The organism is Lactobacillus acidophilus, from assembly GCF_034298135.1.
Lineage (GTDB): Bacteria > Bacillota > Bacilli > Lactobacillales > Lactobacillaceae > Lactobacillus > Lactobacillus acidophilus.
Map to the genome: position 1 here is coordinate 1235470 of NZ_CP139575.1, position 25059 is coordinate 1260528.

At 35.5% G+C, this 25059-nt stretch carries 25 protein-coding genes, 1 riboswitch and 1 other annotated feature; of the genes, 3 read left to right on the forward strand and 22 right to left on the reverse strand.

Annotated features, from left to right (window positions below; genetic code table 11):
- From SO785_RS05665 to SO785_RS05700, 8 genes are all read right to left on the reverse strand, one after another.
- A complete protein-coding gene (locus tag SO785_RS05665; RefSeq protein ID WP_003546385.1) occupies window positions 1-633 on the reverse strand; it encodes an Rgg family transcriptional regulator in 633 nt (210 codons plus the stop codon).
- Window positions 634-656: 23 nt separating this feature from the next.
- Window positions 657-881 (reverse strand): helix-turn-helix domain-containing protein, encoded by a 225-nt coding sequence (locus tag SO785_RS05670; protein ID WP_003546382.1) that lies wholly within the window; start codon window positions 879-881, stop codon window positions 657-659.
- Window positions 882-938: 57 nt separating this feature from the next.
- The gene (locus SO785_RS05675) at window positions 939-1664 is read right to left on the reverse strand and encodes a GntR family transcriptional regulator (protein WP_003546381.1); all 726 of its coding nucleotides are present in this window, start codon (window positions 1662-1664) and stop codon (window positions 939-941) included.
- A 2-nt stretch (window positions 1665-1666) separates the two neighbouring features.
- Window positions 1667-2593 (reverse strand): nucleoside hydrolase, encoded by a 927-nt coding sequence (locus tag SO785_RS05680; RefSeq protein WP_003546379.1) that lies wholly within the window; start codon window positions 2591-2593, stop codon window positions 1667-1669.
- Between the two features lie 113 nt (window positions 2594-2706).
- The gene (locus tag SO785_RS05685; protein WP_003546378.1) at window positions 2707-4722 is read right to left on the reverse strand and encodes a KUP/HAK/KT family potassium transporter; all 2016 of its coding nucleotides are present in this window, start codon (window positions 4720-4722) and stop codon (window positions 2707-2709) included.
- Between the two features lie 151 nt (window positions 4723-4873).
- Entirely contained in the window at window positions 4874-5566 is a 693-nt protein-coding gene (gene rpiA / locus SO785_RS05690; RefSeq protein WP_021874043.1) for a ribose-5-phosphate isomerase RpiA, read from the reverse strand.
- Complete coding sequence (gene rbsK, locus SO785_RS05695; protein ID WP_011254195.1) at window positions 5567-6490, reverse strand: ribokinase; 924 nt, start codon at window positions 6488-6490, stop codon at window positions 5567-5569.
- Between the two features lie 86 nt (window positions 6491-6576).
- Window positions 6577-7380 (reverse strand): DUF4931 domain-containing protein, encoded by an 804-nt coding sequence (locus tag SO785_RS05700; RefSeq protein WP_003546373.1) that lies wholly within the window; start codon window positions 7378-7380, stop codon window positions 6577-6579.
- A 159-nt stretch (window positions 7381-7539) separates the two neighbouring features.
- On the opposite strand from SO785_RS05700, the gene SO785_RS05705 reads away from it, so the two are divergent.
- Entirely contained in the window at window positions 7540-8838 is a 1299-nt protein-coding gene (locus SO785_RS05705; RefSeq protein ID WP_003546372.1) for an extracellular solute-binding protein, read from the forward strand.
- Between the two features lie 162 nt (window positions 8839-9000).
- Here SO785_RS05705 and SO785_RS05710 read toward each other — a convergent pair whose 3' ends face one another.
- The 6 genes from SO785_RS05710 to SO785_RS05735 form a co-directional block, all read right to left on the reverse strand.
- Window positions 9001-9444 carry a hypothetical protein gene (locus tag SO785_RS05710; RefSeq protein WP_003546371.1) on the reverse strand — a complete coding sequence of 148 codons (444 nt, stop codon included), beginning with the start codon at window positions 9442-9444 and terminating at the stop codon, window positions 9001-9003.
- A complete protein-coding gene (locus SO785_RS05715) occupies window positions 9441-10361 on the reverse strand; it encodes a DUF2974 domain-containing protein (RefSeq protein ID WP_003546370.1) in 921 nt (306 codons plus the stop codon). Before SO785_RS05715 ends, SO785_RS05710 begins: the two co-directional genes overlap by 4 nt.
- A 78-nt stretch (window positions 10362-10439) precedes the next feature.
- On the reverse strand, window positions 10440-11096 hold the full coding sequence (locus SO785_RS05720) for an amino acid ABC transporter permease (RefSeq protein WP_003546369.1): 657 nt from the start codon (window positions 11094-11096) through the stop codon (window positions 10440-10442).
- A 14-nt stretch (window positions 11097-11110) separates the two neighbouring features.
- Window positions 11111-11752, reverse strand: coding sequence for an amino acid ABC transporter permease (locus SO785_RS05725; RefSeq protein WP_003546368.1), 642 nt, complete (start codon window positions 11750-11752; stop codon window positions 11111-11113).
- Window positions 11752-12570: a transporter substrate-binding domain-containing protein gene (locus SO785_RS05730; RefSeq protein WP_003546367.1), complete on the reverse strand. Its 819-nt coding sequence runs from the start codon at window positions 12568-12570 to the stop codon at window positions 11752-11754. The genes SO785_RS05725 and SO785_RS05730 overlap by 1 nt, the downstream gene beginning before the upstream one ends.
- A gap of 13 nt (window positions 12571-12583) precedes the next feature.
- The gene (locus tag SO785_RS05735; RefSeq protein WP_003546366.1) at window positions 12584-13324 is read right to left on the reverse strand and encodes an amino acid ABC transporter ATP-binding protein; all 741 of its coding nucleotides are present in this window, start codon (window positions 13322-13324) and stop codon (window positions 12584-12586) included.
- A 238-nt stretch (window positions 13325-13562) separates the two neighbouring features.
- Window positions 13563-13802 (reverse strand) — a binding site (T-box leader).
- A gap of 185 nt (window positions 13803-13987) precedes the next feature.
- On the opposite strand from SO785_RS05735, the gene udk reads away from it, so the two are divergent.
- Complete coding sequence (gene udk / locus SO785_RS05740; RefSeq protein ID WP_003546365.1) at window positions 13988-14617, forward strand: uridine kinase; 630 nt, start codon at window positions 13988-13990, stop codon at window positions 14615-14617.
- 44 nt (window positions 14618-14661) lie between these two features.
- Here the strand turns inward: udk and SO785_RS05745 are convergent, their stop codons facing one another.
- The 4 genes from SO785_RS05745 to SO785_RS05760 all read right to left on the reverse strand — a co-directional run bounded on the left by SO785_RS05745 (window position 14662) and on the right by SO785_RS05760 (window position 19350).
- Window positions 14662-15240, reverse strand: a complete 579-nt coding sequence (locus SO785_RS05745; RefSeq protein WP_003546364.1) for an ECF transporter S component — start codon at window positions 15238-15240, stop codon at window positions 14662-14664.
- Between the two features lie 50 nt (window positions 15241-15290).
- Window positions 15291-15381: riboswitch (TPP riboswitch) on the reverse strand.
- Between the two features lie 26 nt (window positions 15382-15407).
- On the reverse strand, window positions 15408-17177 hold the full coding sequence (locus tag SO785_RS05750) for an ABC transporter ATP-binding protein (protein ID WP_011254194.1): 1770 nt from the start codon (window positions 17175-17177) through the stop codon (window positions 15408-15410).
- Window positions 17177-18907, reverse strand: a complete 1731-nt coding sequence (locus SO785_RS05755; protein WP_011254193.1) for an ABC transporter ATP-binding protein — start codon at window positions 18905-18907, stop codon at window positions 17177-17179. Before SO785_RS05755 ends, SO785_RS05750 begins: the two co-directional genes overlap by 1 nt.
- The gene (locus tag SO785_RS05760) at window positions 18907-19350 is read right to left on the reverse strand and encodes a MarR family winged helix-turn-helix transcriptional regulator (protein WP_011254192.1); all 444 of its coding nucleotides are present in this window, start codon (window positions 19348-19350) and stop codon (window positions 18907-18909) included. The genes SO785_RS05755 and SO785_RS05760 overlap by 1 nt, the downstream gene beginning before the upstream one ends.
- 197 nt (window positions 19351-19547) lie before the next feature.
- On the opposite strand from SO785_RS05760, the gene SO785_RS05765 reads away from it, so the two are divergent.
- Window positions 19548-20366 (forward strand): transporter substrate-binding domain-containing protein, encoded by an 819-nt coding sequence (locus SO785_RS05765; RefSeq protein ID WP_011254191.1) that lies wholly within the window; start codon window positions 19548-19550, stop codon window positions 20364-20366.
- Window positions 20367-20430: 64 nt separating this feature from the next.
- Here SO785_RS05765 and SO785_RS05770 read toward each other — a convergent pair whose 3' ends face one another.
- From SO785_RS05770 to SO785_RS05785, 4 genes are all read right to left on the reverse strand, one after another.
- Window positions 20431-21207 carry a hypothetical protein gene (locus SO785_RS05770; RefSeq protein WP_003546359.1) on the reverse strand — a complete coding sequence of 259 codons (777 nt, stop codon included), beginning with the start codon at window positions 21205-21207 and terminating at the stop codon, window positions 20431-20433.
- 98 nt (window positions 21208-21305) lie between these two features.
- Complete coding sequence (locus tag SO785_RS05775) at window positions 21306-22931, reverse strand: ABC-F family ATP-binding cassette domain-containing protein (protein WP_003546358.1); 1626 nt, start codon at window positions 22929-22931, stop codon at window positions 21306-21308.
- A 93-nt stretch (window positions 22932-23024) separates the two neighbouring features.
- Window positions 23025-24107, reverse strand: coding sequence for a M42 family metallopeptidase (locus tag SO785_RS05780; protein WP_003546357.1), 1083 nt, complete (start codon window positions 24105-24107; stop codon window positions 23025-23027).
- Window positions 24108-24143: 36 nt separating this feature from the next.
- Window positions 24144-25046 carry an AEC family transporter gene (locus SO785_RS05785; RefSeq protein ID WP_156652488.1) on the reverse strand — a complete coding sequence of 301 codons (903 nt, stop codon included), beginning with the start codon at window positions 25044-25046 and terminating at the stop codon, window positions 24144-24146.
- Window positions 25047-25059 lie beyond the last annotated feature (13 nt).

Here is a 25059-nt window from a genome sequence, read left to right on the forward strand (position 1 = left end):
TTAATTCGATATGTCGAAATTTAGCCGCTTAGCTAAAGATACATACCCACATCTTTCAAGCAAATCTTTTAATTCTGCTATATGTTTTTGATCACCATTCAAGTAATCTACATAATATTGCCCCACCATTTTCTTTAGTCCATAAATATCATTAGCTGGGAGACTTTTTATTAAATCGAGTGATTCTTGAACATATGCATCTGTTTTATAAACGAAAATTGCATTAAATACATAATTTACACAGATAGTAGAAATACGACGCCGTACATCATCAGAAAATTTATTAATATCTGCATACTCTTTAATTACTTGTTTCATCCGTCGTCTTAAGACGGTTGAATTCATCCTTGGCATAGAATTTCCAAATAATCTCAAAGCCTCTTTATTTTTAACCCAATCATTTGATCTATATAAATAATTACTAATCTTATCTATTGTATTTTGATCTAATGATGCCATATGATCTTTCAATTCCGCTGCTATTAAAATAGCCCTATATTTCAAACTTAATGAAGCTCCTGAGTTCATAAGTATCTTTTTTCTTAACTCGTCTGCCCTTTTTGCATCCCAATTGTTAAAAGCCCGCGATAATTCTAAAGACAGCTTTTCAGTTGAAGTTGAGCCTTTTGACAAATTTGAAAAAAATTCTCTTACATCTACATTATTGCTTTCAAGAAGTAAAATAAGTTGCTCACTGCATTGCTTTCAAGAAGTAAAATAAGTTGCTCACTGCCTATATCTGCTTTTTTACCGTTTTTTATAACCCCGTTTTCAATTTCAGAGTACCGAGACACAGAGATATGAATATCTCTTATCCACTCACGTTGCGTTTTATTTTGCGCTAATCTCTCATTTTTTAATGCTTGACCTACATTTAACATATATATTCATCTCTTCAAAAAAATTAACTAAAAAAGTTGAGCAAATTGCTCAACTTTTTATTTGCCCAAATTTACAAAAGTATTGAAATTCATATAGTGGTAGTGCACCCGCATATTCGAAACCTCAAACGGCGTACCATCATCTAAGAAAAAGATACCATCCATCACACCTACAGGTTCCGTAGGCTTTAAATGTAATTGCTCTTGATCTGTCTTATTTGATGGCTCAACCGTGATATTCAAAAATGCCTTAGTAACGGTCTTGTTTTGCTCGTCTTCTAAATAATTGAACAATGACCCTTGAAGCGTTTCAGGCTTCAATTCCGGCATAATCTTAATTGGTAAATACCCTGTTTCAATCAAAAATGGTTGTTCATCTAAAAGACGCAGACGCTTAAATTCATAAACGAAATCATTTTCATTCAAAAATAAATCTTCTGCAATTTCCCTAGTAGCCTTAACTACATGAAAATCGAGCAACTTAATCTGCTGCTTTTTGCCAGGCACCTTAAAACTATCAGTAATCCCTAAATTCGAGCCATCATAGCGAAACATCGCCTGATTTTTCAAATAAAGTGGATTAATAAAAGTCCCACTGCCTCGCTTTTTAAAGACGATTCCTTGTTGAGCGAGCAGTTCCAACGCCCTTTTCATCGATGAGCGGCTAACGCCATAGTGCTCTGCTAAACTACGCTCATCGGGAATCCGCATCCCATCATATTTATTATTTAAAATATTCTGTTTTATATCCTGCATTACTGTCCGATAAACGTAATTAGCCATTATTATTCTCTTCCTTGATCAGCTTTTTTGATACTATCGATAAACCATTTTGCAAACTTGTCTAAATCAACATCAGTCGCAATTTCCGCATTTGCATGCTCTTGATCCATGAAGTTGATGACACTTGCACCATAAGTGAATTGGCCACGAAGTTCAATTTCAACGTTGGCCTTTTTCATTGTAAACATTTCAGGATGAAGCAAAATGCCTACGGCTGTTGGATCATAGATCTTGATTCTAGGATCACCATCTGGTTCGTGAATGTGTGAAAAGAGTGAGTAAAGCATATTACCCACTTCACCACATTTTTCAATCTTACTCATTTGATCTGGTGTAAGATGAGCTTTATTACCAATTTCAAGTGGAGCCACCTTGATTGGTAAACCGCTATGAAAGACCACTTGAGCTGCTTCTGGGTCACCAGCGATATTGTATTCGGCAAGCGGACTATGGTTACCGCGACCAATATTTCCACCCATGATCACGATTTGTTCAACATTATCCTTTACTTCAGGATATTGCTTAAAAAGTAAAGCAAAATCAGTCAAAGGCCCAATCCCCATCAATGTCACTTTTTCTGGACTATTCTTAATTTCTTCAGCCATTAAAGTGGCAGCAATCCCCGGCTTAATGAGATCAGTATTCGCCTTTTCAAATTCAAAACCGGCAATTCCAGTTTTTCCATGTACTGATGCAGCACTAATCATTGGTGCAACCAGTGGTTGATTGGCACCAACTACTACAGGAACCTTGGTGTGTAAAAATTTTTCCAAATTAAGCGTATTTTGCACAGTATATTTAAGTGCTACATTCCCCCAAGTTGGAACGATCATTCGAACATCGAGTTCGTCCGCAAAAAGGCTGATAGTCATTGCAGCGATGTCGTCAATTCCTGGATCAGTACTAATAATTAAAGGTTTTTTGGTCATAAAATTTACCCTTTCTAAGCGTATTAATTAACTTAATAATACAAGAAATCAACCAATAAAAAAAGTGGTTCGATCTAATCTAAAAAAGCCTAGCTTGGCTAGACTTTTTTCATTTACTTTTTAGTTTGTTTCTTAGGTTTAATTCGCTTAATATAGCTTTCTTGATGCTTGCCTAAGATCAATGGTACTCGTTCTACCACAGTATCTGCATACTCTAAACCAAACCAAGAAGCCGGGTTAGAAGATAAATTTTGCAGCCAGACTCTAGCCTCGACCATAAACTTCTCATAACCAGTCAATTTAGTTAATGGACTAATTACATCATTAACAATGACGAAGGAGAAGTCACCTACATCTCTACCAGGAGTAGTAGTGAATCTTTGTGGTTGAGCCTCAATAGTACCATCTGCAATCAATTCATGAACAATTTGCCGTAAGTAGACGTTAACGCTAGTTTGCTTTCTAAAACCTAGATAAAGCTGAACGTTGATTACGTTCTTAGTACCGTACGTATTTACTGCATATTCTGCAGTATATGGTTCGTTTGTTACATTGACAGTAACAAACCAATAGGCTTTAGCACGTTTAGGTCTTTTATCCAAAATTGAATAAAGCATCTCACGCTTAATGAACTTGTTATACTTAACCTTTGCCATATAAACAACATTAGTGGCATAAACAGGGTAATCTTCGCAGTGGCTTAAATCTGTCAGCATTTCTGTATACTCGTCTAAACGAACGTAAGCATTCTTAGCCTCACGCTTATCACGAATCTTATTTCCATAAAACCAAACATACATGATTACCAAGATAAAGCCAGCAATTAAAACAGTTACGTAACCGCCGTGTAAGAATTTAGTCAAACTGGAGATTAAGAACATCCCTTCAATAAAAGCAAATGCAATCAAAAAGATCACGCGTAAGTAAAGTGGTTTGCCTTTTTTACCCAAGTATTCAAACAATAATATTGTAGTCATCAACATAGTGACAGTAATTGCCAAACCATATGCTGCTTCCATGTGGTGTGAAGTTCTGAATAAGAACACAATTGCTACAGTTACCACACAGATCATTTTGTTAATTAATGGAATATAAATTTGTCCTTTTTCAGTTGAAGGATAAATAATATTCATTCTTGGTAAAAACTTTAGACTGCTAGCCTCAGCAACCAAAGTAAACGATCCAGTAATCAATGCCTGGGAAGCAATGATAGCTGCGATCGTAGCCAAGGCAATGGCAAAAAGACGCAAATTGCTAGGAACAACTTCAAAGAATGGATTGAAGTCACCATTACCAGCATGATAGCTAACATTATGCAAAATCCAAGCGCCTTGGCCTAGGTAGTTTAATGAAAGACAAACAAATATATATGGCCAAGAGCCTATAATATTCGCTTTACCTACGTGTCCAACATCTGAATATAATGCTTCAGCACCAGTAGTAGCCAAGAAGACAGAACCCAAAATTAGAATCCCGACTTTATTAGCTGGACTAAACAAAATTCGAATAGCATGAATGGGATTAATCGCTTCCAAAAGACTCCAGTCATGGCTCAAGTTAGCAATGCCAACTACTCCTAAAAAGGTAAACCATATCAGCATAATTGGACCAAATGCTTTACCAATAACGCTGGTTCCCATCCTCTGAATTGAGAATAAAATTACCAAAATGATGATAGTAATCATAATTACAACTTCTTGAGAAGGAACCGGAATCACATCACCAAAGCGCATATTCTTTAACCCTTCAATCGAAGTGGTAACGGTCACTGCTGGTGTCAAAGTACCATCGGCAAGCAGAGCTGCACCACCAATCAGAGCCGGGATGACCAGCCATTTGGCTCTTTTTCTAACTAAAGCATAAAGAGAGAAGATTCCTCCTTCGCCATGATTAGTTGCCTTCAAAGCAATCATGACATATTTGACAGTAGTCAACAAAGTTACTGTCCAAAGAATTAACGAGATTGAACCAACGATCAATTCTCGATTAACGTTGGCAATCCCGCCATTTTCAGTCACAATTGATTTCATTACATATAACGGACTTGTTCCGATATCACCATACACAATACCTATGGCGATCAACAATCCCGCAAAACTCATCTTTTGCTTTTTAGTAATTTTATTCATGTCTAATAATCCTCTATAACACTTAAAAATAAAATCTTCACTAGTATAGATAATTAATCCAGTATTTACAATAAAAATATATTTTTAACAAAAGATATTAAAAAAGGCAAAATAAAAAATGGTTAAAGTTAACCATTTTTGCTAAAAATTATTATTTAATCTTATCTTCAATCGTACCATCGCTATGAGCAATAATTACTTCATCACACATATCAAGGAACAAACCATGTTCAACTACACCAACAGTATGATCAAGGTAGTCTGCTAAACCATGAGGGGCAGGAATTGGATCAACTGCTAAATCAATGATGTAGTTGCCATAGTGAGTGATGTAACGCTTGTCACCATCCGTACGCCATTGTGGCTTCAAGCCCTCTTGTTCAAAGCGTCTGAAGTTTTGCTCACAAGAGATTGGTAATACTTCAACAGGAAGAGGGAATCCGCTCAAACGGTGAACCAACTTAGATTCATCAACGATCCAAACGATCTTCTTTGAGTTAATGACAACGTTCTTTTCAAGAGTTAAGGCACCGCCACCGCCTTTAATTCCGTCTAAGTTATCAGCAACACGATCTGATCCATCGACAGTCAAATCAGCTTGATCAATATCAGCAAGTTCGCTAACTTCAAAGCCTAAACTCTCAAGTTGCTTCTTACTTCTATTACTGGTGGTCACGATCGCCTTCAACTTCAAATCTTCTTCATCTTTGCGCTTACCTAAAGCATCAATGAAAAAGGCTACAGTAGATCCGGTACCTACACCTAAGATCATGCCGGATTGAACCATATTTGCTGCTTTTTCAGCAGCTTCTTTTTTCAAACGATCTTGTTCTTTTTTATCCATTTATTCGTCCTCCATTGCTTGCTCGACTTCTTGAGCAGTAGGAATTGATGGTTGGGCACCTAAACGTTGTACAGCAATTGATGAAGCACGACTGGCAATTTTGGCAGCATCTTCAAAGTTAGATAAATCTTCATTTAAGTTACTTGCCAAATACCCAATAAAGGTATCGCCTGCACCAGTAGTATCAGTTGCTTCAACCTTATATGCAGGGATTAAAGTTTCAATGTCTTTAGTAGAAATATATGATCCCTTATCACCATAAGTTATTACAACGTTCTTTACACCAAGTAAATGCAACTTTTCAGCATTCGCAGCCAAAGATGACTTATCTTTAATTTGAATTCCTGTAATCTTAGCACTTTCAGTTTCATTTGGTGTAATGATATCTGTATACTTCAATAATTCTTCTGGAATTTCTTCAACTGCAGGAGCTGGGTTTAAAATAGTAATTTTACCAGCCTTTTTGGCCATCTTAAAGGCAGCTGTAGTTACTTCAATTGGTGTTTCAAATTGGGCGATAATACAGTCCCAGCTCTTAATCAAATCACCTGCTGCTTTAATATCTTCAACAGTTAATTCATAATTTGCACCATGGTCGATAACAATATTATTTTGACCCGCTTCATTTAATGTAATATACGCATGCCCTGTCTTAACACCCATCGTAGTTTGAACATAAGTAGTATCTACACCATAACTCTTTAATTGATGAGTAATATAGCCGCCTTCACTATCTTCTCCCACACGATTAATAAAATAAGTCTCTGCGCCACTTTTAGCAGCAGCAATAGCCTGATTGGCTCCCTTACCACCAGCTGCAGTAGTAATTTCTGTAGCGTTGATAGTTTCACCAGGTTTTGGAAAATCCTTTACATGCAATGTAGTATCTACATTGCTTGAACCAATAACAACAATCTTCTTCATTGAGCATCCCTTCTTAGAAATGTATTTAATCATTTTAATTATATCAAAAAAACGCATCCAAATATCTGAACACGTTTTTTGAAATCCTAATGTAAAATACCACCATTAACGAAACCTTTTAATCGTTCTGCTTCCCACTTCAATGTATCGGAATCATCAACTTGCGAAATTTTGTAACCAACAAAATAAGGCGAAGCATAAAAACGTGGAATAATTTTACAACATGTCCCCTGTCCATCATTAATTGGATAAAAGAATAAGTTATACGAATCTACACCATGGGACAAAACTGAACGAACATATTGCGTCCCTTTTTGAATCAAATCTGCCCAAGTACCCAAATTAGTATTGTCATGAGTAATGATATTCACTTCTTGATAGCCTTGAACAGGGTAAGCTGAAAGATTCATTTCAACGGAACCAGATTTGCCAACTTCAAATCCTTTAAAGTTATCCGGCCCTATATCGTGATAGCCATCTTTATGATAAAGTCCAACAATTTGCATGTGTGGGTGTGTCAAAGAACCATCTGATTTTGGCCCGAAGTTTTTGTACCATAAAACGCTCTTATATCTACCAGAGTTATACATTTTTTGAAAACATTTAAGTGCAAACTTCATTAATTCTTGATTATCTTCACGTGTATAAGTTGAAATATCACCTTGATGGTCACTTGATTCAATTAAAATGGTCTGATCAGTATCCTGTAGGGTTGGATATTTATTTTTTAACCAAATCTTATCGCCGTCTTTTTCGAAGATATTTACTAAATGACGGACATCACAGAAGGGACAGCCAGCATTCTGGTTACCTTGGCGGTTACCATAATCATAATCATATGGCTTACGCTTACCGATTGAATATTCATAAACTAAAGGATTTTTATCCATAATTTTCACCTGCTAAAAAATTACCTGTTTTCATCTTAGAGATTAAATTATCTAGTGTCCATTTAAGAACATTTAGTTAAATTTGTCTATGAATAGTCCGTATGTTTATGTTAAACTTCTCTTTGTAGGAAAGAAATTGAGAGGCAAAAGAAAAATAGAATGAAATTTTATAAAAAGCTCGCACTCGTTAGTACAGCAACAATCGGTTTAATCAGCCTTAGCGCTTGTTCAAACAATAGTAATAATTCAAGTTCTACAAAGATTCCAACTAAAATTACTAAGAAGACTACTATTAACTTCTGGTATTCATTAACTGGAACTTCACAAAACGCTTTGAAAAAATTGACTAAGGATTTTGAAAAGAAAAATCCTAATATCAATATTAAGTTGCAAAGCCAAGGTGGTAACTATTCTGATTTACAAGCAAAGCTTGTTTCAGGCTTGCAATCACCTAAGGACTTGCCAACTATTACGCAAGCTTATCCAGGTTGGCTTTACAACGCAGCTAAGAATAATATGCTGGTTAACTTAACTCCATATGTTAACAACAAAACAATTGGCTGGGGCTCATACAAGGATAGCGGCATTAAGCAAGCTCTTTGGGATGGAGCCAAGATCAACGGTACTCAATATGGTGTCCCATTCAACAAGTCAGTTGAAGTACTCTTCTACAACAAGACCTTACTTGATAAGTATGGCGTAAAGGTGCCTACTAACATGAGTCAACTTGCTAGTGCTTCTGCTGAAATCTACCGTAAGAGTAACCACAAGGTACGTGGTGCTGGCTTTGACGCACTTAACAACTACTACATGATGCAAATGAAGGAAACTTATGGCAAGGACTTCAACAAGAACGTCAACTTTGCTGCTAAGGATTCCGTTAAGGCAATCAACTACTATGCAGAGGGCGTTAAGGCTGGTTACTTCATGCAAGCTGGTACGCAAAAGTACATGTCAACTCCATTCAACAATGGTCAAGTTGCCATGTTCATCGGTTCAACTGCTAATGAAGCTTACCTTAAGCAAGGACTTAAGAAGGGCTATGTTTATGGTGTAGCTGCTCGTCCAAGTTCAATGAATGTTCAACAAGGTACTGACATCTACATGTTCAAGAAGGCTAGTGCAATGCAAAAGGCTGCTGCATTCAAGTACCTTAAGTTCTTGACTTCTAAGTCTTCCCAACTTTACTGGGCAAAGCAAACTGGTTACATGCCAGTTAACACTGCCGCTTTGAATGATTCAGCTTACCAAAAGGCTAAGAACAGCAAGATTCCTGCAATTTTGTCTAAGACTTCAAAGAATTTATACTTCTTACCTGTAACTAAGAACTCAATTACTGCATATGATCAAGTTAATGTGAATATGCAAAACATTTTGGCTAAGGCAAGCAAGGGTCAAAACTGGACCAGCGATATTAAATCTGGCAAGGCTAAACTTGACGCTTCTTGGAAGCAATAAAAATTTATTTAGATAATTAAAAGGCATCGCTTAAATTTGAGCGATGCCTCTTTTTATGTGATCAGAATGTTGGACTCTGCATTAGATACACAAAGCCCAGTATTAATCAAACATTAATTCAAAATTTAGTGTACAAAATTCTCAATAAGGGGAATTATTTTTCTATCGCAACACATAGCAAGTATTATCCTTGCCCAAGTTATACTGATCAAACAACTTGCCAATCTCTACATTGAAATTCTGGATCAAATCATGGGTGTTCTCCGCACTAAATTTCATTGCTAGATCCGCAATCACTGCATCCCTGCTTCTCACAAGATCTTCCACCGATTCCGCTCCAAGCATCGTAACACTCACATCCGACTTCTCTGGCAAAAAACGCAGCTCATGATCAAAGACTAACTTATAACCATAACGGTTAGCCTCATTTTTTAAATAAAAAACAAACTCCACCTTGTTAGGATCTTTCTTCATCTGCCCCGTCAATTCCTTAAACTTCATGAAGTTCACAAAGAAATCGTAAAAATCACCGTAAAAATCATCATCAAAATGATCAATCACTTCATCATCAATCACTTGCTTAGTAGCCAATTCCTCTAGTTTCACTTATCTTCATCCTTTAACAACTCATTCTTAAACATAGCAGCCAACTTCGACAAACTCTTATGATCAGGATAACGCTGCGCTAATTGATCAATCTTTGCCATTGCCATTTTCTTAATTTGTTCGCTAGAGCCAATCTTTTCAATAAAGTCTGATACTTCACCTGACCGACTAAGCAACTTATGTTCACTACGACTTTCAGCTAAAAATGCCTGGTCCACTTTTCGCAACTTCAAGCTACCATCCGCATTAAACTGATATCCGCCCCACATGTGCTGCTTAATTGGTTTCATTGGTTCACTATCGACATAACACAACTTACCTACCATGTGGTGCGTTTCCGTAATACCTAAAGTAACGGGATCATAAATATCTACATAATTATAAATCCGCTCACGCATCTTGGCTACACACCGCCGCTCTTTTAATGTAAGCAATAACCATATATTAGTTCCCTCATATAAATAAGCGGCTGCAATTGCCTCTGGATGCCTACAATTAGCCAAAGCAAATTGTGCATTTATCGAGCCTAAAGAATGCCCATAAATATAAACACGACTCCCTCTAAATTGGCTAATTACATGATTTAAAAATTTGCTCGCTGACTTTAACTGACTAGGAATTCGTCTTTCATGTGATAGCATCGCTCTTAGTATTGGCAAATTAGTTTTAAACCATTCATCACGCCAAGTCTGTGGCGTACCCTTTTTAATGCCATAAGAGCCCTTATACAGGATAGTAATTTCGTTCGGATTACTAATTACGAATGCTCGCATGCCGTCTTCAGCACGCTCAACTCGACAGACGATACCAAGATGATGTTGACCGATAGTAATACTTTCACCTAATTGTAAATTTTCATAAGATTTCTTAGTTAATTCAACCCGTTCTTGATCAGTTAATTGTTCATTTACACTCATAATATTTTCCTAAATAAAAAAACTAACTCTTACCACCATAGTAGCATGAGTTAGTTTTTTTGAATAAGATTATAACCCTTAATTGTTGTACTTCTTTTGCAAGTAGTTAGCTACTTGAGACAAGCAGAAGCAGACAATGAAGTACATAATCGCAATGATTACATACATTGGAATTAAGTAAGTCGTGTTTTGACTGTAAATAATTTGTGCGTGATAAAGAAGTTCAGGCAACACAATGATTGTTGCAAGTGAAGTATCCTTAACAAGTGATACGAACTGTGAAAGAAGAGCTGGAATCATATTGTGTAAAGCTTGGGGCATTACAACATGATACATTGCTTGACCATAAGTCATCCCATTTGAACGAGCACCTTCCATTTGACCTGGATCAACTGAACCAATACCTGAACGCACGATTTCTGCCAGCATTGCACCTTCAAAAATTACTAAGGCTGCAATTGAAGCCGTCGTTGGATTAGTCACGATACCCAGTTGTGGCAAACCAAAGTAAGTGAAGAAGATGATCAAAAGTAATGGCAAGTTACGAATAATATCAATAATAAAACCGACAATTGCTGAAAGATACTTAATTTTCATATAGCGAACTAGCCCTAAGATAAGACCAACTACAAAACTAAGCGCAATTGAAATTAATGAAACATAAATCGTTACCCAGAGACCTTGTAATAAGAAGCGGATATCGACCCATGAATAAGCATGAATAAAAGTTTCCATTTTCTATCCCCTTCCTATTTAGCCATTTTCTTTTCTAAGTGACGCATGTAGTAACTAAGCGGCATAGTCAAAATCAAATAGAAAAGTCCAACGATAATATATGTATCAATAGTTCGGAAGGTTGAAAAAGCGATCAACTGTGCTTGATACATCAAGTCAAATCCAGCAACAAAGGCTAAGACTGAAGAGTTCTTAACTAAGTTAACGAACTGATTGCCAAGCGGTGGAATCACGATCTTCATAGCTTGGGGCAAGATAACGTAACGCATCGCTTGTGTGTAAGTCATACCATTTGAAAGTGCACCTTCCATTTGACCTTCACCAATGGAATTAATACCTGAACGTACAGTTTCAGCAATAAAAGCTGAAGTATATAAAGTAAGTCCGATCGTTCCAGCTTGGAAACCTGATAACTTAACAATATAACGCGGTACAATCAAGTAAAAGATCATAACGATAACTAATAATGGAATATTACGAAAAACTTCAATGTAAATTTTGGCAATTACGCGTCCAAACTTAGGCGGTGCAACTTCAAGTAGCGCAAAGACAACACCTAAAATCAAACTAAAAATCAATGCGATAATACTACATAAAATAGTATTCCAAAAACCTGTTAAAAAGCTGCCCCAATTGTTGGTGAGAATCTGCCACATTATTTCAAAACCCCCTTCAGACTAAAACCAGGAATTCCTGCAAACCATTTTCTAATCAAACGGTTATATGTACCATTTGCTTCGAGTTCATCTAGAGCTTTGTCAATATGATCAGCCATATCTTTTTGTCCTTTATTAACGGCAATACCATATGGAGCATCACTATAAACGCCACCAACTAATTTATAACCTGGATTTTCTTGAGCAATACCAGCAAGAAGACCATTATCTGTTGTCAAAGCTACACCTTGGTTGGCTTTTAATGCGGACATTGCTTGACCATAATCATCAAATTGAAGAACGCGTGCTTTAGGTGCAGATTTATGAACATCATCAACCGCAGTAGTACCTTTTACTGCTAAAACAGTCTTGTTGTTCAAATCCTTAACACTTTTAATTTTACTATCGTTTGGTACCAATAGAGATGATCCCGCTGGGAAATATGGCTTACTAAAGGTTACTTGTTTAGCACGCTCTGGGGTAATAGTCATAGTAGCCAAAACTGCATCAATATTACCATTTTTTAAGAGCGGAATTCTAGTATTAGCAGTTGTAGTTACAAAGTCTGCTTTTGCATTTTTACCTAACATTTGTTTAGTTAAAGCTCTAGCTAAATCAATTTCGAAACCTTCAATTTTACCGGTTTTAACATTAGTTAAACCAAAAAGTCTAGTATCAGCTCTAACGCCCCAAACAATTTGTTTATCTGCTTTAACTTTTCGATAGACATTTTGAGAACTCTTATTGCCACAAGCAGACAAAGTCAGTGCTAGCAGCATCAGCAAAGGCAGGAAAAGAAATTTTCTTAATTTTTTCATGGCACGTCACCTTTTAGTCTTTTGAAATAATCTTGCTCAAGAATTGACGTGCACGTTCTGTATTAGGATGATCAAAGAATTCTTCTGGCTTACGGTCTTCTAAAACATGTCCTTGATCAAAGAAAATCAAACGATTACTTACTTCTCTAGCAAAGCCCATTTCATGAGTAACTACCACCATTGTGATACCTTGTTCAGCAACGAATTTCATAACTTCAAGAACATCTTCAATCATTTCAGGGTCCAAAGCACTAGTTGGTTCATCAAACAAAATAACTTTAGGATCCATTGCAAGTGATCTAGCAATAGCCACACGTTGTTGTTGCCCACCTGATAATTGACGTGGATATGAGTTAATCTTATCTGCCATACCCACCTTTTCAAGATATTGCATTGCGATCTTACGATTTTCATCATCAGGACGCTTTAATACAATCTTAGGAGCCAACATAACATTTTCAAGTACAGTATGATTATTGTAGAGATTGAAGTGTTGGAATACCATCCCTACATTTTTACGAATTTTATTTATGTCGGTCTTTTTATCAGCTAAATCATAACCAGTTACAATTAATTGACCACTGTTAATTGGTTCTAATCCATTGATTGTTCTAATTAAAGTACTCTTACCAGAGCCTGATGGACCAATAATTGAAACCACTTGGCCTTCATCAATTTTTAAATTAATATCTTTCAATGCATGGAGCTTTCCATAATATTTATCAACATGCTTAAATTCAATAATTGCTGTCATGGTTTCTACCTTTCCTTCATTGTATGTAACACTATTATTTTACCCTTTTTTAACTAAAACTAAATACTTCCAAAAGACAAAATGAGACAATTGTATTATAATATATATCTTTTATTCGTCTTTTTTGACAGACTCCAGTATTTTTCTTAATAAAAAATATTTAATTGTGGCATTTTACGAATTTAGCATAAAATTCACAATATATTTTAGAGTAAAGAAAAAACCTTCGTCCCTGTAATCAAGGGACGAAAGTTTTCCGCGGTACCACCCAAATTGTCTAGTAATAGACCTCCTCATGAAGCACAGTCATGCTCCACCGGCGTGGTAACGTACCGGAGACGTCTCAACCTACTTTAAGAATTATTATTTCGGTGAGCTGCTAAAAGTGTTTTTCAATGATTCAGGGTCTGTCGGATTTCCACTGTCGCCAACTCACTAAAAGATTGAATCATTTACTCGTCTTTTTCATCGCTTTTTAATTTGTTTATATGTATTTAACATTATTTCTTACAAAAAAGCAAGCTATTTTCTTTTTCAAGTAAATTAGACATAGAATTCACTAATTTGATAGAAATGAATTCGATTTCAAGCAAATAAAAAACTGTTAATATTCGGAAAATGTCTTAAAATATTTATTGATATATAGAAAATAAAGGAGTTTATATGGGAAAACTTGAAAAACCTGTCATTATCGGAATAGCTGGTGGATCAGGAAGCGGTAAGACTACTATTGCTCACGAAATTGGAAATAATATTGGGGCTCACGATCGTATTGTGACGATGACACAAGATTCTTATTATAAAGATAACACTGGCGTACCAATGGAAGAAAGAATGAAGATCAACTATGATCATCCAGACGCTTTTGATATGCCCTTGCTTGAAGCCCAACTTAGTCAACTAATGCACAGAAAGCCAATCGAAATGCCTATATATGACTTTACTGAGCATACTAGAAGTAACGAAACTATCCATGTTGAGCCTGCTGATATCATTATTTTAGAAGGTATTTTAGTTCTATTTAATGAAGACATTCGCAATTTGATGGATATTAAGGTTTATGTTGATACAGATGATGACATTCGCTTTATCCGACGTTTAGAACGTGATATGAAGGAGCGCGGTCGTTCCCTTGATTCTGTAATTAATCAGTACCTCGGCACCGTTAAGCCTATGTACAATCAATTTATCGAACCAACTAAGCGTTATGCAGACATCATTGTTCCTGAAGGCGGAGAAAACGATGTTGCAATCGATATGTTAACTACTAAAATTCAATCAGTTTTAAACTAAAATAAAAATGGTACGGAAAATTTTCGTACCATTTTTTATTTTATCTAAGCAACTTTCGGCTTTAAAGCTTTATCAAACAAATTAGTAATTAACTTTACCAAAACTCCATCAAATAAAAGTGCTGAAATTATACTAGTGATAAACATCATAATTTGTAAATTTACACTGTAATGACTCCAACCATATAAAAAGTATGATGGAATAAAGCCTCCCAAGTTAGCAAAAAACGCCCCAGTTAACACGCTTGCCCATGAAAATCTTTCATAGCGTGTTTTTTTAGGGAAAAAGCCAATTTCATTCGCTGCCCCTTGAATTAATCCCTCAAGCACGGTAAGAGCACCCCACTGGCCACCAATAGCCATTTCCACTGTTGCAGCCAATAATTCACCAATAGTACCTGAACCAACAGTTGGGACAAAATACATTGCAAGCGGAGCAGCCATATACCACAGCCCAGTAAAAATATTATCAACCACTGGTGCATAACCTGTTGGTAAAAAGCTTAACTTTACAACATTATAAATATTATTGAAGCCGTATGTATAAATGACTCCCATAATTATCCCAATAAGTGCAACCAAAATAATCGACTTAACATTCCATTTCGATGAACGTGTAAACATAAAAATACTCCTAACTAACTATTTATAGTCAGAAGGAGTACAAAAAATAAGATCTATAATTAGCACTTTCCTTATCGCAAGCATTACCTTGTTCAAGTTCGAAGGGTATATCTCAGCTTTTCAGCACCCCTAGTGACTTATCGTTTAATTAGTTTTAGTATACCACATTATTCGAAAGCCATCTGATCAGTGTAAAGTTTGTAGTAAAATCCTTTATCTTTTAATAGCTTTTCATGGCTACCTTCTTCAATTACCTTCCCGTCTTTTAAGACAACTATCTTATCTGAATTCAAAATTGTCTTTAAACGGTGCGCAATCACGAAACTAGTTCTACCAGCAATAACAGCATCCATCGCCTTTTGAATCTTTTCTTCTGTAACGGTATCCACGTTAGAAGTTGCTTCATCCAAAATTAAGAAATCCGGATTAATCAAAATAGTTCTAGCAATTGAAACCAATTGTTTTTGTCCGGTTGAAAAGACAGAACTACTATCGCTTACTTGAGTTTCATAGCCATCTGGTAAACTTTCAATAAAATCATGAATATTTGCTTGCTTAGCAGCACTGACTACTTCATCCATGCTTGCATCAGGTTTACCATAGCGAATATTATCCGCAATCGTACCACTAAATAAAATGGAATCTTGCAAAACAATTCCTACATTATTACGCAGTGATTCCAATTTAATATCACGTACATCAGTACCATCAAACGTTACTTTACCAGAATTTACATCATAGAAACGGTTAAGTAAGTTCATGATAGTAGTTTTACCTGAACCAGTTGGACCCACTACAGCTACAGATTTACCTTTATCTACAGAAATACTTACACCATGTAAAATTTCTTTATTCTTGTCATAGCCAAAATGAACGTCTTCCAATTTAACTGATTTCTTCAAGCCATCCAAAATTTTACCATTAGGTACTGTACCTTCATCCTTTTGTTCTTCAACTGTAGCTAGTCTTCTAGCACCAGTTAAGGCAAGCTGAATCATTGAATAAATTGAAGTAATTTGAGTCAAAGGTTGGAAGTAAGTTTGGGAATATTCAACGAAAGTTACAATCAATCCCAGTCCCACTGCTTGAGTTACTTGACCTGAAATAATCATCCAAGCACCCATTGCGATAACAATTGCTAAGTTAAGCAAGTTCAAACCATTCATTAATGGGAAAAGAATTCCTGAATAAAATTGTCCTTTAAACATCGCATTTCTAACACGATTGTTGTAAATTTTGAAGCCATCAACTGATTCTTTACGTAAATTATTAGTAATAATTACCTTTTCACCATTGATTTGTTCAGTAATATAACCGTTAAGATCACCAATTTCATCTTGTTGTTTATCAAGATAAATTCTTGCTTTTCGCATAATAAATACACTAACAATAAGAATCAATGGAGTTGTTGCTATCGTAGTCCATGCTAATTGTGCATTTACAGTGAACATAATGATAATCGTACCAATGAACATTATTCCCTGTGAAATAATTTCAAAAATAGCGTTGTTCATTGCATTGAAAATGTTATCAAGATCAGAAGTAAATAATGAAAGGAGTTTACCATCTTGATGAGTATCAAAATAACGCACTAACATTCTTTGGAATTTAGAGAAAAGATTTTCTCTCATATCATTAGTAGAATCTGCGTTAAATTTTGACATAACCATCCAAGCGATGAAGATAGCTACTTGACTTAACACATAGAAGAACAGCATTGACCACAGTGCACTATAAAAAGTAGATAGACTAGCTGTACCTTTTCTTAAGTCAGATAAATAGGTAGTTAAGTCTGTTACAGCTTGCCCCAAGAATGCAGGAGCAACAACTTGTGCACCACTTGAAACTAAGGAAAGAACAACTACAATAATAATTCCTTTCCAATATGGCTTTAAATATTTAATAAAGTATTTGATTGCCTTTTGTGTATCACCCATTATTCCACTCCTTTCCTACCCTTTTGTGTCTTAAAGATTTCTTGATAGACAGGGGATGTCTTCAACAATTCTTCATGTGTACCTTGTGCAACAAGTTTACCATCATCTAAAACTAAAATCGTATCTGCATTAACTACAGAAACAATCTTTTCTGCAATAATAAATGTAGTTGTATCAGATAATTCATGTTCTAGTGCTTGTTGAACTTTCTTTTCTGATTCAGCATCCAAGGCTGAAGTTGAATCATCCAAAATTAAAATTGGAGACTCAGAAATTAAACCACGAGCAATAGATAATCTTTGTTTTTGTCCACCCGAAAAGTTAGCGGATCGTTCTTCTACTTCATGTTCAAACGAATCATTATAGCGGTTAATGAATTCTGAAGCCTGTGCCATATTAGCTGCTCTTTGCAATTCATGAAGTTTAGCTTGTTCCTTACCTTGACGTAAGTTAGAAGCAATTGTTCCTGAAAATAAAATTGCACGTTGCAAAACAAAAGAAATAGTATTACGCAAGGCAGTCTCAGTTATATCTTTAATATTTTTTCCGCCAATTTTAATTTCACCTTTAGTTGGATCATATAGTCTAGCAATTAATTGAGCCAAAGTAGATTTACCTGATCCCGTTGCCCCAACAATACCAACCATTTGTCCAGGTTTTACTTTAAAAGAAATATCCTTAAGAGTTTCGTCATTACCATCAGGATAAGTAAATGAAACATGATCAAATTCCACACTACCCTTTAGTGGCTTAGTTGAGCCATTTTTAACAAATTTAACGTCTGGCTCTGTATCCAAAACTTCTTTAATACGACCAAGTGAAATATTACCTCTGGCAAATTGCATCATAGTCATACCAGCGATCATAATTGTCCAAAGAAGGGTCAATATATAATTAACAAATGGACTAACAACTGCAACATCGGTAGGATGTTGACTAATGCTGCGACCGATTAAATAAACAACTAAGGTAATAACTAAGTATGCAATTAATTGGAAGGCTGGCATGATTGCTGAAAACCAATAACCGATTATAATATTGTAGTTATTTAATCTATCTGAAGTTTTATCAAATTTTTTAATCTCTTGTGGTCCTTGATTAAATGATTTAACTACTCGAACACCTTGCAAAGTTTCTTGGGCTTGACCTGAAATTTTGCCCATTGTTTGTTGAAATTTTTCAAACAAGCTATTCATTTGTTTTAATACATACGTACCAAAACCCATGATTAAGATAACCATCACAACGGTTGCCCACCAAAAGCGCGGAATGATCACAATACAAAAAATAAACGAACCAACAATTAAAATCGGCATTCTAAGTAATTGCATAAAAAGCTGCATGATCATATTCATGATCTGGTTCATATCGTTAATTAAACGTGTAGTTAATGAACCGGCCGAAAATTTTTCAATATTACCAAAAGAAAAACTTTGGATCTTAGCATAAGTATCTTCACGCAAATCACTCGTTACACCTTGCGCTATTCTTGCTGCATAATAAACATTAAAAATCCCAGCAATGATCGCAATTATTCCTAAAATAATTAGAACAATTCCATCTCTAATTACAGATTGTCTTTGGTCAGCCATAATTGCTCGTTGAATATTTTCAAGTAGCCTTGGCTGATATAATGTAGCAAAAGCTGAAACTATAATTGCAATCATTGCTGCAAAAACGTCTTTTTTATAGCGTTTGAAATATGGTGTTAAAATCTTAAAAGTTTGCATTAATTACTCCTTTCTTCATTTAATAAAAAATGCCAAAATGTGTTACTCCATTCCTCATTTAAAGCAGTTAATTGCTTCATTTTTTCTTTACCCATTTTCTGAGCTGTCTTCTCTTCAATTTCAAATAAAGATTGCAACTTCTTATGAGCAAATTTTCTTCCATCTGCGGTTAATTCACAAAAGCGTACTCGTTTATCTTCTGGATCAACCGTCATCGTCAAATAACCTGCCGCACTTAATTGCTTTATTCCCTTGTTAATTGATTGCTTAGGCAAATCTGTCATATCTACTAACTGCTTTTGAGTTAACCTTTTACGAATTGTTAACTCATATAAAATCATCGTTAAGTAGCTAGTCATACCATGAGTTTGATCCCAATAATTATAGGCACGACCGCCATGAACGATTGCCAGATTTAATTTTTCTGTATCGTTAATTTTCATTCCATCACCTTGCAATTAGTCTCCTTATGTACTAATCGCTATATTAGTACATACAGGGACCATTGTCAAACCTTATCCTGAAAAATGTTATTATTAATATAGTTATAATTTTTAAACTCGCTAAATTAAGGTTTTTATTTTCGTAAGAACTATCTGTTATAATGAAAAAATCAATATTAAAGATAAGGTGGAGGTATATGCGCAAAAAATATTTTTTATCTACTTTCTTAATAGCTTTGCTTGCTATCACACTATCTGCATGTGGCCAAAACAAAAATCAAAGCATTTATCAAACGGTTAAAGAAACCAAATCAATTACCTGGGGAGTCAAAGCAGATACACCATTATTTGGCTCAATGAGTATTAAAGACGGCAAGGTTCGCGGTTTTGAAATCGATCTTGCCGAAGCATTAACTCATAAAATACTTGGAAAGCAAGCTAAAGCTAACTTTGTTACTACAACTGCTAACACTAAAATTCAATTATTAAAAAATAGAAACGTCGATGCGGTTATTGCCGCAATGACAATTACACCAGAACGTAAAAAACAGGTTGAGTTCAGTAAGCCTTATTTTCCTGCTGGACAATCAATTATGGTTGCTAAAAATAGCAAAATAAATAATGTTAAAGATCTTAATAATAAACGGGTGCTTATTGTTAAAGGGACCACTTCTGCAGATGCAGTACGTAAATTTGCCCCCAAAGCTGAAATTTTGCAATTCGATGATTATGGTCAAGCCTTTGCAGCTTTAAAGGCTGATCAAGGGGATGCATTTGTAACCGATAATGGTATCTTAGCTGGTATTTTGCGTGATAATTCTGGTTACAAAATAGCCGGTGGTACTTTCACTAACCAACCATATGGTATCGCTGTTAATAAAGGACAAAACGAGATGATGGAGCACATCAATTTGGCCTTAACTCAATTAGAAAAAGATGGCACCTATAATCGTTTAGTCGAAAAATGGTTTGGTAATATTCCTGGATTTAATGTAAAAGAAATTGAGAAGTATTAAAAAAGTCTAGAAATTAAGTCACATTAAGACTTATTTTCTAGACTTTTTGTTTATCATCTAGTATCTATTTTTGTGCGTTATAAAACGCCTTCCAGATTTCTTCCATCTTAGCTAATCTATGCCAATCACCATGTTGACACATTTCATACAATTCAAAAGCGGAATTATATGCAGTTGGTTCATTTTCATGCTTTCCTAAATAAGCTCCTACTATATTTATCAACATAAAACGAAATCTTTCAATCTCATTTCTATTGAAATAAGTTTCATAATATTTAGCAACTAAGCGATTTATTCGCTGATAAGAAGCTCGCTGTAAAGTAGCTGGATTTCTTCGATAATTATAAAGGGCAAATGTTGGAATTCCTGTCGCCTTACTCAACGTTGTAATCCTAACATCCCTATCGGATAACAATTGCTCACATCTTTGAATATCAGTTAAAACATGTGGCTCATTCAGCATTTTGGGCATTGGAATTGATTTATCCAATTCTGAAATGACATTATTCGCCGCTTTTTTCATCGTAGCAATAGCTGTATTTTCAGAAATATTTTTCCCATTCATTTTCCCCACAACAAAGGTATGATCTGTCACTTCATATACCTTAGTTGTTGGATTAAGATTATCTCCAACTACGCCTCCAAATGTTACTTTATCATCAGTCACGTTGGCATAATTAAAGAATATCCCTTCTTTACCCCCATTCATCGGTGAAAAAGGTAGATTATCAGTAGTAAAAACTTGGACATAAACTGAATAACTTTCCTTTTCATGATCGATAAACATTTTTACTTCACGATCTTGAACAAAATCTTCAAAAATAATGCTTTGATCTCTCACCTTAAGTCCCCTTTCAACTAGTCCTTATAATACTATAGCAAACCTATTATCGCCGTTATTATAACAAAAAAAGTTAGCTTAATTGGCTAACTTTTTTCTTAATTATAAATCTTTTCCACTTGTTCTTGAATACTACTTTTATCCAAAAATTCATCATAGGTTGTGTCTTGTCGACTAACAATTCCCCTAGGACCTACTTCAATAATATGGTTAGCAATAGTTTGAATAAATTCATGGTCATGAGAAGTGAATAAAATGGAGCCTGGGTGGGAGACCAATGCATCATTTAATGCGGTGATTGATTCCAAATCAAGGTGATTAGTTGGATCATCCATAATCAATACATTAGCAGGTTCAAGCATCATACGAGATAACTGACAACGAACCTTTTCCCCACCGGAAAGAACTTTAATCTTCTTTTCAATTTCTTCACCGCTAAAGAGCATTCTACCTAAAAATCCTCTAAGGAAGGTATTGTCATCTTGTTCCTTAGTAGCATATTGTCTTAACCAATCTAAGATAGTTAAATCATCATTATTGAAGTTAGCATTTAAATCACGTGACATGTAGTTAAAGGCAGTAGTTTGACCCCATGTAACACTACCTGTATCGGGCTCAATCTTACCGGCAATGATATCAAGCAAAGCAGTCGCAGCTAAAGAGTTGCGTGACAAAAACGCTACCTTATCTCCTGGACGAACGATAAATGAAACATTGTCCAAAATCTTTTCGCCGTCAACTGAATAAGAAACGTTTTCCACTTTAACCAAGTCGTTACCAAGATCACGGTGCATTTCAAATTTTACAAATGGATACTTACGAGAAGATGGTTTAATATCGTCTAAAGTAATCTTATCCAGTTGCTTCTTACGTGAAGTAGCTTGACGTGATTTAGAAGCATTAGCTGAAAAACGAGCAATAAATTCTTGTAATTGCTTAATCTTTTCTTCCTTCTTAGCATTTTGGTTAGCTGCAAGTTCATTAGCCAGCTTACTTGATTCATACCAGAAATCGTAATTACCAACATAAAGTTGAATCTTGCCACGATCGACATCACACATTTCCGTACATACTTGATTTAAGAAGTGACGGTCGTGGGAAACAACGATCACAATGTTAGGATAATCAGCCAAAAAGTTTTCAAGCCACTCAACAGTGTGCACATCAAGACCGTTAGTTGGTTCGTCAAGTAAAAGAATATCGGGGTTGCCAAATAATGCTTGTGCAAGAAGCACTTTAACCTTTTCAGATTCTGGCAATTCTTTCATAAGTACTTGATGTTCATCTTCAGGAATACCTAAAGATTGGAGCAGCTTCGAAGCATCGGCTTCGGCATTCCAACCATCAAGTTCGGCAAATTTACTTTCCAGTTCCGCTGCTTTTACACCATCTTCATCACCAAAATCAGGCTTTGCGTAAAGAGCATCTTTTTCCTTCATTACCTGGTAAAGTTCTTTATGCCCTTGAATTACGGTGTCCATAACAGTGAAATCATCAAAAGCAAAGTGATCCTGATTCAAGCTAGACATACGTTCATTAGGATCGATACTAATTGAACCAGTTGTTGGATCAAGCTTACCTTCTAATAATTTAAGAAAAGTTGACTTGCCGGCACCATTTGCCCCAATTACGCCATAGCAATTACCAGGAGTAAATTTCAAGTTTACATCTTCATAAAGTGTTCGACCACCAAATTTAAGACTTAAGTCGGATACTGTAATCAATCGTCATACCTCACTTTTAAAATATAAAATAATGTATAAGTATACTAAAAAAGCAGTCCCCAATAAATAGGAAAACTGCTTTTTTAATGATAATTAAAACTTCTTGAAACTATCCAACTTTTCCTGGGTAATATCACGGATAATTGCAGTAGCCAAATCTACAGAAGCCTTGAAGTCCTTATAGCTACTGAAGCAATATGGTGAGTGTTCATAACGAACTGGGATACCGATAACAATAGTTGGTGCACCGTTTTCGTAGTAAATTGCGGCACCATCTTGTCCACCACCGGTTCTAACTGAACGAGTGTATGGAATGTTGTTCTTGTCAGCTAGGTCGCAAGCATATTGTTGGAACTTAGGATTTGGCAAGAAAGTAGTATCCATATCACGTAACATTGGTCCCCGCTTTAAACCAGTTTGAGAAAGCCAGTCCGGAGTAAAAGTATCATCTGCTGGACAGCTTTCAAGCACAATACATAGATCTGGCTTAACTTTTCTAGCAGTTACGTAAGCTCCGCGAAGCCCTACTTCCTCTTGACTAGACAAGGCTGCCACAACATCAAAGTTAGTTTCTTCATCCTTTAAATTATCCAAAACATCAATCATTGCTCCAGCACCGAAACGATCATCGAAGTCTTTACCAAAGAATAACCCTGATTTTTCATGATATTCACACTTAACATCGACAAAGATTGGACAGCCCGTATCGATCTTATAATCATTAATGGTTTCTTCGCGGCTACTTGAACCAACATCAATTGACATATCTGCTACATCAGGGACATTATTTCTTTCAGCAACAGTCATAAAATGTGGTGGTTTAGTAGCTACAACGCCAGGGATATATTCACCATCACGATTTCTCACCTTCACTTTTAGAGCAGGAATGTTGTATTTTACCCAACCACCAAGTGGCACAAATTTAATTAAACCATTTGGACGAACAGCTTGAGTAATAAAACCAACAGCATCTGAGTGTGCATCAAGTTGAATTACTGGGCGATTGCCTTTATTTTCCTTCTTTGCTGCATATACATTCAGCATCCCGTCAGTCTCAATATTGGCAGTTTTTTCTGCGTAGCTAATAAAAAGTTTAACGAATTCTTCTTCAAAGCCAGATGTAGCATTAGCATCTGAAAAATCTTTAAGCATCTCAATTTCTTGTGCTTTTTCCATCTTTTTCTCCTTTATCGATCATTTGTATTTATTATCTCAAAGTTTAATTAAAGTAGCTAAAAAGATAATTAATGGAATAGTAGCTACCGCACTTAATGTAGAAAGACACATCAACTTAGTTGGAAACTTTACATCATAGTCACTAATCAAACTAAATAAAACGACAACACCAGCTACAGGACAGGCAGCCATAATTAACATAGTTATTTTAGCAGTATAACTAAGTGGCATTAAAAGTAATATTCCTAAAATAAGTAATGGAAAGATGATATTTCTAACTAAAACGCCGCTCCAGGCCAAGCGATCATGCCAATCATTTTTCAAATCAATCGCACCTAAATTTGTACCAATGACGATCATACTTAATGGCGTATTAATATCGGCAATATAATTCATTGGAGTTGCAATCAAATCTGGAATCTTAAATTGAGTTACAAACAAAAGCAATCCAATCACTGCAGCAATAATATTGGGATTAAGAACAGCTTGACGTACCTGCTGATCAAAAGAATGATGCTTATCTTGAAACATGCTGATGCCATGCGTCCACATAAAAATATTGTAGACGATTAAATATGGGACAGCGAAGAATACGCCGTTAGTACCTAAAATTGCCTGTACAAGCGGAATCCCCATAAAACCTGCGTTAGTATAGGTACCTGCATAACGCAAAATCGTTCTTTTTTGCTCATCTGCCACAGTCTTTTTATTAAAAATACCAGCACTAAGTAAAATTTTAAAGATGAATAAAAATGCAACCAGAGCAAAAAGCACACCAAATCCCACTAATCTTGCATATGTAAATTTTTGTTTAAAAGAATTGATAATTAAACACGGGGAAACAATATAAAGTAATAAATTAGTTAAATCCTTGGCCGTTTGTGTGTGAATGAATTCAACTTTATAACATAGCCAGCCGATCGTCATTAGGATAAACATAATAATGACCTGC